This window comes from Novosphingobium sp. (genome assembly GCF_965214355.1).
In the GTDB taxonomy this organism is placed as follows: domain Bacteria; phylum Pseudomonadota; class Alphaproteobacteria; order Sphingomonadales; family Sphingomonadaceae; genus Novosphingobium.
In genome coordinates this window covers 115,922-126,451 of the sequence record NZ_CBDCBI010000001.1, presented here as the reverse complement: position 1 = coordinate 126,451, position 10,530 = coordinate 115,922, and the positions used below count along the sequence as shown (strand labels likewise).

Sequence of the window (10,530 nt, the reverse complement as noted above, 5' to 3'; positions counted from 1 at the left end):
ATCGATCCCGATCGCGTCGGCCCCGGTTTGCTGCGCATAGGCGATCAGCTTGCCGCCCGCACCTTTGGGAAAGCCGATCACCGGGACGCCGGGATGGCGTTCATGCAGCGCGGCGATGATCCGGGCATTGGGTGCGATCACCCAGCGTTCGAACTGTGCCGGGCTGAGACTGCCCGACCAGCTGTCGAACAGCTGCACTGCCATGACACCGCATTCGATCTGGCGGGACAAATAGGCGATCGTGGCATCGGCAATGGTATCGATGATCAGCGCAAACGCATCGGGATCGCGGTAGGCATAGCGCCGGGTTTCATGCTGATCGCGGCTGCCGGCGCCGGCGACCATGTATGTGGCAACGGTCCAGGGCGATCCGGCAAAACCCAGAAAGGTCGTTTCCGGGGGCAGCGCCGCAGCGACCAGGCGGACCGTTTCATAGACCGGTTCATAGCGGGTCGCATCCGGCACCAGGCTGGCCAGCGCATGATCGACCAGCGCAGGAGCCAGGCGCGGACCTTCGCCCACGCCAAAGCGCAAATCCTGGCCCAGCGCCCAGGGCACGATCAGAATGTCGGAAAACAGGATCGCACCGTCAAAGCCAAACCGTCGGATCGGCTGCAGCGTGATTTCGGCCGCACTTGGCGAATCGGTTGCCAGTGCCAGAAACCCGCCCTTGTCCGCCCGCAACGCGCGGTATTCCGGCAGATATCGTCCTGCCTGGCGCATCAGCCATACCGGCGGCACCGCGGCGCGTTCGCCCTTCAGGACTTGCAGGAGCGGCCTCATGACCACGTCGCCAACGGCGGCAGGCTCATCAGGATGGCGTCGATATTGCCCCCGGTCTTCAGCCCGAACAGCGTCCCCCGGTCATAGACCAGGTTGAATTCGGCATAACGCCCGCGCCAGGCCAGCATCTGTGCGATATCATCGGGGCTGAAGGGGGTGTCCATGCGCCGGCGCACGATCCGGGGAAAGGCGTCGAGAAACGCCCGGCCGACATCCTGGGTAAAGGCAAGATTTGCGGCAAAATCGCCCTCGAGATGGTCGTAGAAAATACCACCGACGCCGCGATGGACCTGACGATGGGGAATATAGAAATAGTCGTCCGCCCACTGCCGATATCGCGGGTAATACGCCGGATCGTGCCGATCGCACGCGCTTTGCAGAGTCGCATGAAAATCGGCCGTGTCTTCGTCATAGGGCAAGGGCGGGTTGAGGTCGGCACCGCCGCCGAACCAGCGTTTGGTGGTGACCAGAAATCGGCAATTCATATGCACCGCCGGCGCGTGTGGATTGGCCATATGCGCAACCAGGCTGATCCCGGTGGCAAAAAAGCCGGGATTGTCGCCCGCGCCGTGGATCGTGCGGGCAAAGTCGCCTTCAAAATTGCCCGCCACGGTCGACACATTGACGCCGACCTTTTCGAACACTTTGCCTTTCATCACGCCGCGCACGCCGCCGCCGAATTCGCCGGCCGTGTCATCCGCTGCCGATCTGTCCGGTTCGGTACGGTCCCAGGCGGTGTATGCGAAATCGGCATCGGAACCGGCCTCGCGCTCGATGCTGGTAAATTCGGCGCAGATCAGGTCGCGCAGGTGTTCGAACCACTGGCGCGCGGCGGCCTGTTCGGTGTCGAGTGCTGGCATGGTCATGCGGCGAACAACTGGCGGATGCTGGCAGGTGCCCGGGCCAGCAGATCGTGCGCCAGCATTACCGGATCGTTGCCAGACCCGGCGACATGCGCGCTGCCATCTTCTGCATACAATTCGGCGCGGATCGTGCCGTCTGTGTGGGCCAGCGCCGCAACCGGCGAATGGCAATCGGCATGCAGCGCGGCAAGCAATGCGCGTTCGGCCAGCACGCTGGCATGAGTCGCCGCATGGTCGAGCGCTGACACCAACCGGTGGATCGCCGCATCGCTTTTGCGAATTTCGATGCCGACCGCGCCTTGCGCCGGCGCGGGCAGCATCACATCGAGCGCGATCGCGACACCCACGTCGGGGCGATCGAGCCGTTCGAGGCCGGCTGCCGCCAGCAATGTCGCATCGGCTTCGCCAGCTGCCAGCTTGGCCAGCCGGGTGTCGACGTTGCCGCGAAACGAGACGATCGTCAGATCGGGGCGGATCCGCAACAATTGCGCCCGGCGGCGCGGCGAACTCGTGCCCACCGTCGCCCCCTGATGCAGTGCCGCAATCGAGGCGGCCCCGATCAGCCGATCGCGCACATCGGCACGCGGCAGTATCGCAGCGATGCTGATGTCTGCTGGGCGGACCGTTTCGACATCCTTCATCGAGTGCACTGCGCAATCGATCTCACCACCCAACAGCGCCCGGTCGAGCTCCTTGGTCCACAACGCCTTGCCGCCGATTTCGGCCAGTGGCCGGTCCTGCACGATGTCGCCGGTCGTGCGGATGACAACGATCTCGGCCGTGATTCCGTGCGCGGCGATCAAACCGTCGCGCACCATGCCCGCCTGTACCAGGGCAAGGGGTGAACCGCGCGTACCAATCCTGAGGTGAGTCACGAAAATGCCGCTCCATCGCAAGGCAGCATCAAGACCAGTTCAATATGCGGCATCCAGGGGTCTTTCTTGTTTTGCGCAAAGCCTGATCACGCACCCGGCGTGGGGCAGATTGCAAGGGACGGGCTGTCAGGCAAACGGGCGATTGAGCCGGACGATCGCCGCATTCAGCCATGAGGCGAAACTGACCCACAGCAGGTAAGGCACGATCAACAGGCTGGCGAAATGCGAAATCGGCCACAGCCCGACCACCAGCGCGACCAGCGACGCCCACAGGAAAACCACCTCGATCAGGGCCAGATCGGGCCGGCGCATGCGGAAAAACAACGGGCTCCACGCGGTGTGAAACACGGCATTGGTCACAAACAGGATCACGACGCTGGTGCGCGCGGCGTGATCGGGCGCCGCATTCCACGCAATCACCGCCGACCATGCGGCAAGCCCGAGGATGATCGTCCAGGCCGGCCCGAACAGCCAGTTCGGCGGTTGCAACGCGGGTTTGCGCAAGTTGTGATACCAGGGCCCGATCGGGGTCATCAGCCCGCCAAACCCGCCCAGGAAAATCGCGACGGCAGCGGCAATGATGGCAGGTGTAGAGGGCAAGGTCATGGCGGTCCTGCAGAGTCCGTCTTGTGGAGTGTCCAACTCCTGTTACACATCCCCCATGCGCATGTCTTTCCCATTTTCCGCAATCGTCGGCCAGGACGAAATGAAACGCGCGCTGATGATTGCTGCGGTCGATGCACGCATCGGCGGGGTCATGGTGTTCGGCGATCGTGGCACCGGCAAATCGACTGCCGTGCGCGCCCTGGCCGCCCTGCTGCCACCCATTCCGGCCGGCCTGGCCGGATATCAGGACGGCACGCTGCGCAAGGGTACCGTGCCGGTGCCCTTCGTCGATCTGCCGCTTGGCGCGACCGAAGACCGCGTGGTCGGGGCGCTCGATCTGGAACGGGCACTGGGGGCGGGCATCAAGGCGTTCGAGCCGGGATTGCTGGCGCGGGCCAACGGCGGGTTCCTGTATATCGACGAGGTCAATCTGCTGGAGGATCACATCGTCGATCTGCTGCTCGATGTTGCGGCATCGGGTGAAAACGTGGTGGAGCGCGAGGGCCTGAGCGTGCGGCACCCGGCCCGCTTTGTGCTGGTCGGCAGCGGCAACCCGGAAGAGGGCGAATTGCGCCCGCAATTGCTCGACCGATTCGGACTGTCCGTCGAAGTGCGTACGCCGCAAGACCTGGCGCAGCGCGTGGAAATTCTCAAACGATGCGATGCGTTCGAGCGCACGCCCGAGGTCTTTGTGGAAAGCTGGCGACGCGAAGAGCGCAAGGCGCTGCGGCGGATCGCGCGCGGTCGCGCGGCACTGGCAAATGTCGCTGTGCCCGATACCGTGCTGATGTTTGCCTCGCGGTTGTGCATGGCGGTCGGCGCAGACGGCCTGCGCGGAGAGCTGACCCTGATGCGGTCGGCACGGGCGCTGGCGGCACTCGATGGCGCCGATGCCGCAACCCATGATCACATCCGGACCGTGGCGCCGATGGCGTTGCGCCACCGGCTGCGGCGCAATGTGCTGGACGAAACCGGATCGACGGTGCGGATCGAGCGTGCGCTGGAAGGCCTGGGTGCATGATTGCGCCGGGCGAAGACGACGTCTTTGCCGATGCAATCCTGGCCGCGCGGCTGTGCGCGATCGATCCGGGCCTTGGCGGCATGATCCTGCGCGGAGGCGGGGATATCCGTGACGCGGTCATTGCGGCGGTGCGCGGTGCCCTGCCGGCGACAGCCCCGATACGGCGGATGCCCGTGCATATCGATGACGACCGGCTGTTGGGCGGGATCGATCTGACAGCGACTCTGGCGGCGGGGCGGGCGGTGTCGCACGCCGGGCTGCTGGTCGAGGCCGATGGCGGCGTTGTGGTCGTACCTATGGCCGAACGCATGTCCGATGCTCTTGCCGGACGGTTGGCGGCCGTGATCGACAGCGGCGCTGTCGGCACCGCGCCGGCCGCCTTTGTCCTGGTCGCGCTCGACGACGGCATCGAACCGGACGAGGCGGTTCCGTCTGCCCTGGCGGAGCGTCTGGCCTTCCGTATAGATCTGACCGGCAGCATGGTCCGTGATTTCGATGGGGCCTGCGATCCTGTCGCTCGCACGCCTGCTGCGATATCGGGGGCAGCATCGCCAGAAATCCTGGAAGCCCTTGTCGCCACGGCATGTGCACTGGGCATCGATTCGGCACGCGCAGTGCTGTTTGCCTTGCGCGCGGCGCGAGCAGGTGCGGTTCTGGCGGGCCGCGATGCGATCGGCAAGGACGATGTCATGCTCGCCGCGCGGCTCGTTCTGGCCCCGCGTGCCACGCGTGTGCCGGGCGCCCCCGAAGACGACGCGTCCATCCCCGAGGCGACGCCCCCTGCGCCCGATGACGGCGGCGAACAGGAGCGTGGCGAGCCCGCGCCGCTCGACGACGTGGTGCTGGCCGCCGCGCTGGCGGCGCTGCCCAAAGATGTGCTGGCGCGCATTGCCGAGGGCCGATCGCGCCGCACATCGCGCGCGAGCGGCGCCGGGGAACGGCGAACATCGCATGCCCGGGGGCGGCCGATGGGCGCGCGCGCCGGGCTGCCGGGTGGCGGACGGCGGTTGAGCCTGATCGATACGCTGCGTGCGGCGGCCCCCTGGCAAACCCTTCGCCGCAAACACGGTGCGGACACGGGGCGGGTGCAGGTTCGCCGCGACGATCTGCGCGTTCGCCGCTTTGAGACGCGGGCGCAGGCGCTGACGATTTTCGCTGTCGATGCCTCGGGTTCGTCGGCCATGGCGCGGTTGGCCGAAGCAAAGGGCGCGGTCGAGCTGTTGCTGGCGGCCGCGTATGTAAAGCGCGCCGAGGTTGCCCTGGTGGCGTTCCGGGGCGTGGCGGCTGAAGTGTTGCTGCCCCCGACCCGTTCGCTGGCGCGCGCGCGGCGCTCGCTCGCTGCGCTGCCCGGTGGGGGAGGGACGCCGCTGGCTGCCGGACTGAACGCGGCGCGTGAACTTGCCGAAACGGGACGCGCGCGGGGGCGTACGCCGTTTGTCGTCGTGCTGACCGATGGCCGCGCCAATATTGCCGCCGATGGCGGGACCGATCGCACCGCCGCGCAGGCTGATGCCCAGGCCGCGGCCCGGGCGATCGGTGCAACCGGAATTGCATCGGCATTTGTCGACATTTCGCCGCGGCCAAGGCCGGAAGGCGCGGCGTTGGCGGCTGCCATGCATGCGCGCTATCTTCCTCTGCCGCGCGCCGATGCGGCCAGCATGCATGCCGCCGTGCGCAGTGCGCAACCGCAATGAGCCGGGCACCACGCTGGGATGTCGAAGGGCGCGACTGGCCCAATCGCGCGCACAGTCGCTTTGTCACAAGCGGACGGCTGCGCTGGCATGTGCAAGTGATGGGGCCGCAAGATGGCGTCGCGCCGACGCTTTTGCTGCTGCACGGCACAGGGGCTGCAACGCACAGCTGGCGCGCGCTCGCGCCGGCGCTGGCCGATCATTATACGGTGGTCATGCCCGATTTGCCTGGTCACGGCTTTACGTCGGGCAGGCCGGCGGGCGGCCTGACGATGCGCGCGATGGCGCGCGAACTTGGCACTTTGCTGGATCTGCTCGACATGCGGCCGCATGGAATTATCGGGCATTCCGCGGGTGCGGCAATTGCGATCCGCATGGTGATCGACGATGTCGTCAAACCCGTCGCGATCGTCGGTATCGGCGCAGCGCTGCTGCCGTTTCCAGGTCTTGCGGCAAAACTGTTTCCGACGTTGGCGCGCATGCTGTTCGTCAATCCGTTGGCGCCGCACCTGTTCGCAAGGCTTGCCCAGACCAGCGGTGAGACTGCCCGGTTTCTGATGCGCAGCACCGGCTCAAGGATCGATGCCGAAGGCGTTTCCCTTTATACGCGGCTGCTTGCGACGCCTGGCCATTGTGCGGGCGCGATCACGATGATGGCGGATTGGGATCTGGGCGCGTTGCAGCGGGATCTGCCGCGCCTGACGGTACCGCTGCTGCTGGTCCATGGCGGTGGTGATGCCGCGATACCGCTGTCGAGCGCGCGTGCCGCGGCGGCAATGATCGACGGCGCGACCGTGATGCCCATCGCCGGCCTTGGCCATCTTGCGCACGAGGAACGACCCGGCGAAGTCGCCACGATCATCCGGCAATTTATGGAAGAGCACTGATGGGCAGCCAATATTTCAGTCTGTTCGATATGGCGATTTGCGCCGTACCAGCCTTGAGCATCGGCCTGTGGCAACTCGTTTCGGTCAACCGCGAGATCCGCCGCGACAAACAGGCATCGCGTGAATTGCCGGAAAGCGCGGCCTTGCCAGAAAGCTCGCCTTTACCAGAAAGCGCGCCCTTACCAGAAAGCTCTGGGCATCCGGTAAGGCAGCATCGACTGGATGACCGGTGAGCGGAACCGGCCGAGCGACAGGCTTTCGTGTACGGCGACGACGTTTTCCCCGAACAGGCGGGTGTCCAGCGCAGATCGGGCGTAGAACGGCGCATCGATCCAGGTTTTGATCACGCGCGGGTCATGGCCGGCATCGGCCCGGGTCGCGCGCTTTACCAGCCAGCCCGTGCGCGGCAGCCGCGCCGATGGCGGTTGATCGACATCGTGCCAGCGCCCCTGCCGGTCGAATGTCAGCGCCAGGTCGAACGGCTCGCCGCCACGGCGGCGGCCTTCGTACAGCACGGCCACGTCATTGCCGAGATGCGCCCGCGACCAGTGCCAGTCGTCGAACCCGTCTTCGAGCGGTTCGGTGCCGAAATTCGAATCGAAATAGCCATCGCCCAACCAACGCGCGGCCGGATGGGTCATGCAGACTTCGACCCTGGCACGCGGTGCGACCGGGTGCCAGCGGTGCCGGCCCGCGGGATCGAGATGGAACGCAGTGGTACCAAGCATCTCGGGCGTCACGCGCACGGTGCCGCGCACCTTGTAGGGCAGGGGCGCAGAGATCTCGGCAATGTCGATCACCAGGCTGTCACCGTCCCAGCGCATTGCGCTCGGGCCGACGGAAAAGGTGTCGGCGTCGCGGTGTACGCGATGTCCACCGCGTTCCGTCATGGCCCAGGCAGACCCGCGCGGGCCGTTCAGCGATACATTGATCGCGCAATGGTTGTCCGGTCGCCTGCGCCCGCTCAATTTGTAATAGGGCGAAAACACACTGCCGACAAAGGCGATGATCGTCAGGCCGCAGGAACCGTCATCGCTCGTCGCATCGATATACCACCACGCATAGCCGCCGGGATCGACCGCGACATCGAAGCGCGGTCCTGCAGCAGGCAATCGGCGGCTAAGCGGCCGGAAAGCGCCGCCATCGGCAAGCCCGCGCCGGGGTGCGTGCTGCCCCCCGCGCAATAAAGCCCAGGGATCGCTGTCCGGCTGCCCTGGCGGCGGAAGGAGGCCGCCCACCCGTGCGAGGCCGGTCCATAAAGGGCTCCACCCGTCGACGGGAACATCGCCGCGAAATCCCCGGGCGTGGTCAGGACTGTTGCCGGCGCCAGATCGAGCGAAAGTCCCGCCCGCGAAACGCTGTTCAGCATTGCCAAAGTGCATCTGTCGATCTCCGCTTCGGTAAATGGGGTCCCGCTGCCTGCATCGCCGTCGGGGGGCGCATTGACGAGAATTTGCAGGCGTTCGGCGCCATCGGGCGCGTGCCCTGCATCGTTGCGATCGAGCGCACAGACATAAACGCTGGGGGCCACGGCCAGCCGTCCGGCGCGCAAGGCCGCAAATTCGGACCGGTAATCGTCAGAAAAGAAAACATTGTGGCGCAGCATCGCAAAGCCCGACGTCCTTGCCTTTGCAGTCCACACCATCGCGCTGAGCGAGCGGCGGCGCCGCGCAACGGGCGCGACTGCGCGCCGTGCGGCGGGGCCGAAGCAACCGGCGCCGATGGCAGCGGGATCGGCGTTGCAAACGACCGATGTTGCTCTGATCCGCTCTCCGCCTGCCAGCACGACGCCCGCTGCACGGCCGTGTTCGATCACGATCTCGTGCACCGGCGAGGAATAGCGAAAGCGGACGCCATTGCGCCGACCCAACGCTTCGAGCGCCAGCGCCAGCTGGTGCATCCCGCCGTCGATCAGCCACACCCCGCTCGCTTCGACATGCGAGATCAGCATCAGCGTGGCCGGGCATTCGAACGGCGATGATCCGCAATAGGTGGCATAACGGCCAAACAGCTGCTGCAGCCTGTGATCGCTGAAATAGCCGCCGAGCGCGCGCCACATCGATGTGTATGGGCGCAACGTGCAATAGTCGGCGAATCCGCGTGCGCCCATGCGCCACCCCAATGTCAGCGGATCGGGCTTGGTGGCGCGCATGAAAGGCGTATCGAGCGCGTCGAACAACCGGCGGGCCTCGGCACGAAAGGCGCGATAGCCACGCGCATCGGCCGCTCCTGCAAAATCGCCGATCGCAGCTTCGCTGGCGGCCGGATCGGCAAACAGGTCGAGCCGGTCGCGGCCCCAGGCATGGCGGGCCAGAGTGCTGGCGGGCCGCATGACGACCTCATCGGCCAGCACTGCGCCGCATGCGGCAAATATGTCTTCGAACACAGCGCGCAGCGTGAACACCGTTGGCCCGCCATCGATGGCGGCGCCGCCGACCGGCACGGCGCGCACCTTGCCACCGGGCGTTTCCGCGGCCTCCACCAGCGTCACGTCGCAGCCGCGGGCGGCCAGCAGCGCGGCGCTGACCAGCCCCCCTATTCCGCTACCGATCACGACCACGCTGTCGATTGGCATTCGCCTGAGCCTTCCACCCGGTGTACCCTGTGATTGACGTAAGGCTAACATGTGTCCACAAGATTGGACACATGAAATCGTCCAAACTCCTGAACTTCGATTGGTCCTGGCGGTTGCGCCGTCTGGGCTGGCGAAATCGTCTGCTGGCATCGCCCCGGTTTCAGCGCTTTGCGGCCGGCTTCGTGCTGACCAGGCCGGTTGCCCGGCGGCGGGCCAAGGCGCTGTTCGATCTGGTGGCGGGGTTCACGTATTCGCAAATCCTGGCGGCGTGTGTCCAGACCGGGCTGTTCGATGTGCTGGCCGATGGGCCGCAGGGTCTGGCGACGATCGCTGCGCGAATCGATCTGCCCGAAGCGGGCGCCGACCGACTGCTGCGCGCTGCCGCTGCGCTTGATCTGGCAGAGCCGGTCGGGTCATTGTGGGCGCTTGGTAGCAGCGGCGCGGCGCTGCGGGGCAATCGCGGGATTGCCGAAATGGTGGCGCACCATGCCCTGCTTTATCGCGATCTGGCCGATCCGGTGGCGCTGTTGCGGCGGGGCGGCGGGGGTGGCGCATTGTCGCAGCTGTGGCATTATGCGCAGGATGCTGGCGGTGGCGACGCCGGCGCCGTGGCGGATTATTCGGCGCTTATGGCGGCGTCGCAGCCGATGGTCGCCGCGCAAGTCATTGCCGCATATCCGTTTCATCGCCATCGCCGGCTGCTTGATGTTGGCGGCGGGGAGGGCGGGTTTCTCGGATCAGTCGGCGCGCAAGTGCCCAGGCTGGATCTTGGCCTGTTCGATCTGCCGGCGGTCGTCGATCGCGCCCGTTCGCGGTTCGATGCCGCTGGCCTTGCGGCGCGGACGCGGGTGTTTGGTGGCAACTTCCTCGTCGATCCGCTGCCGCAAGGCTATGACTGCATATCGCTGATCCGGGTCCTGCACGACCACGACGATGCCCCCGCAATGGCGTTGCTGCGCAACATTCACGCCGCTCTACCGGCTGGCGGCACAGTGCTGATCGCCGAGCCGATGGCCCAGACCCGTGGAGCGCAAGCGGCCGGTGATGCCTATTTCGGCTTTTACCTGCTGGCCATGGGATCGGGCCGCCCGCGCAGCGCAACGGACATTGCGGCAATGTTGCGCGCGGCGGGATTTGGCCGAACGAAACTGGTGCCGACCGCGATGCCGCTGACTGCCAGCGTGATAATCGCGATCCGCTAAAATTAGTGTCCAATTTATTTGACAACT

General features: G+C 66.1%; 11 protein-coding genes. 5 read left to right on the top strand and 6 right to left on the bottom strand.

What is annotated here, in order from left to right; translation table 11 throughout:
* The 4 genes from ACOOE2_RS00540 to ACOOE2_RS00525 all read right to left on the bottom strand — a co-directional run.
* Positions 1 to 783 (bottom strand): uroporphyrinogen decarboxylase family protein (locus tag ACOOE2_RS00540; protein ID WP_420381073.1); only part of this gene is annotated, 783 nt, incomplete at its 3' end.
* Positions 780 to 1,643 (bottom strand): oxygen-dependent coproporphyrinogen oxidase, encoded by an 864-nt coding sequence (hemF, locus tag ACOOE2_RS00535; protein WP_420381077.1) that lies wholly within the window; start codon positions 1,641 to 1,643, stop codon positions 780 to 782. The genes ACOOE2_RS00540 and hemF, both read right to left, overlap by 4 nt.
* Before the next feature lie 2 nt (positions 1,644 to 1,645).
* Entirely contained in the window at positions 1,646 to 2,521 is an 876-nt protein-coding gene (gene hemC, locus ACOOE2_RS00530) for a hydroxymethylbilane synthase (RefSeq protein ID WP_420381072.1), read from the bottom strand.
* Positions 2,522 to 2,647: 126 nt separating this feature from the next.
* The gene (locus ACOOE2_RS00525; protein WP_420381071.1) at positions 2,648 to 3,127 is read right to left on the bottom strand and encodes a TspO/MBR family protein; all 480 of its coding nucleotides are present in this window, start codon (positions 3,125 to 3,127) and stop codon (positions 2,648 to 2,650) included.
* Positions 3,128 to 3,182: 55 nt separating this feature from the next.
* Here ACOOE2_RS00525 and ACOOE2_RS00520 point away from each other — a divergent pair, with 55 nt between their 5' ends.
* From ACOOE2_RS00520 to ACOOE2_RS00505, 4 genes are read left to right on the top strand one after another with little or no spacing between them, the layout of a single operon-like run.
* A complete protein-coding gene (locus ACOOE2_RS00520; RefSeq protein WP_420381070.1) occupies positions 3,183 to 4,148 on the top strand; it encodes an ATP-binding protein in 966 nt (321 codons plus the stop codon).
* The gene (locus ACOOE2_RS00515; protein WP_420381069.1) at positions 4,145 to 5,842 is read left to right on the top strand and encodes a magnesium chelatase subunit D; all 1,698 of its coding nucleotides are present in this window, start codon (positions 4,145 to 4,147) and stop codon (positions 5,840 to 5,842) included. The genes ACOOE2_RS00520 and ACOOE2_RS00515 overlap by 4 nt, the downstream gene beginning before the upstream one ends.
* Positions 5,839 to 6,726, top strand: coding sequence for an alpha/beta fold hydrolase BchO (gene bchO, locus ACOOE2_RS00510; protein WP_420381068.1), 888 nt, complete (start codon positions 5,839 to 5,841; stop codon positions 6,724 to 6,726). The genes ACOOE2_RS00515 and bchO overlap by 4 nt, the downstream gene beginning before the upstream one ends.
* A complete protein-coding gene (locus ACOOE2_RS00505) occupies positions 6,726 to 6,959 on the top strand; it encodes a hypothetical protein (protein ID WP_420381067.1) in 234 nt (77 codons plus the stop codon). Before bchO ends, ACOOE2_RS00505 begins: the two co-directional genes overlap by 1 nt.
* Here ACOOE2_RS00505 and ACOOE2_RS00500 read toward each other — a convergent pair.
* Positions 6,906 to 7,838, bottom strand: a complete 933-nt coding sequence (locus ACOOE2_RS00500) for a hydratase (protein ID WP_420381066.1) — start codon at positions 7,836 to 7,838, stop codon at positions 6,906 to 6,908. The two genes, ACOOE2_RS00505 and ACOOE2_RS00500, sit on opposite strands and share 54 nt — an antisense overlap.
* On the bottom strand, positions 7,739 to 9,301 hold the full coding sequence (gene crtD / locus ACOOE2_RS00495; RefSeq protein ID WP_420381065.1) for a 1-hydroxycarotenoid 3,4-desaturase CrtD: 1,563 nt from the start codon (positions 9,299 to 9,301) through the stop codon (positions 7,739 to 7,741). Before crtD ends, ACOOE2_RS00500 begins: the two co-directional genes overlap by 100 nt.
* Before the next feature lie 71 nt (positions 9,302 to 9,372).
* On the opposite strand from crtD, the gene ACOOE2_RS00490 reads away from it, so the two are divergent.
* Positions 9,373 to 10,503, top strand: coding sequence for a methyltransferase (locus ACOOE2_RS00490; protein ID WP_420381064.1), 1,131 nt, complete (start codon positions 9,373 to 9,375; stop codon positions 10,501 to 10,503).
* Positions 10,504 to 10,530: the final 27 nt, after the last annotated feature.

What these genes read in the sequence shown, in the direction of transcription:
- ACOOE2_RS00525 (WP_420381071.1), bottom strand. Translation starts at nt 3,127, where the DNA reads ATGACCTTGCCCTCTACACCTGCCATCATTGCCGCTGCCGTCGCGATT.
- bchO (WP_420381068.1), top strand. Translation starts at nt 5,839, where the DNA reads ATGAGCCGGGCACCACGCTGGGATGTCGAAGGGCGCGACTGGCCCAAT.
- ACOOE2_RS00520 (WP_420381070.1), top strand. Translation starts at nt 3,183, where the DNA reads ATGCGCATGTCTTTCCCATTTTCCGCAATCGTCGGCCAGGACGAAATG.
- ACOOE2_RS00515 (WP_420381069.1), top strand. Translation starts at nt 4,145, where the DNA reads ATGATTGCGCCGGGCGAAGACGACGTCTTTGCCGATGCAATCCTGGCC.
- hemF (WP_420381077.1), bottom strand. Translation starts at nt 1,643, where the DNA reads ATGCCAGCACTCGACACCGAACAGGCCGCCGCGCGCCAGTGGTTCGAA.
- crtD (WP_420381065.1), bottom strand. Translation starts at nt 9,301, where the DNA reads ATGCCAATCGACAGCGTGGTCGTGATCGGTAGCGGAATAGGGGGGCTG.
- ACOOE2_RS00490 (WP_420381064.1), top strand. Translation starts at nt 9,373, where the DNA reads ATGAAATCGTCCAAACTCCTGAACTTCGATTGGTCCTGGCGGTTGCGC.
- ACOOE2_RS00505 (WP_420381067.1), top strand. Translation starts at nt 6,726, where the DNA reads ATGGGCAGCCAATATTTCAGTCTGTTCGATATGGCGATTTGCGCCGTA.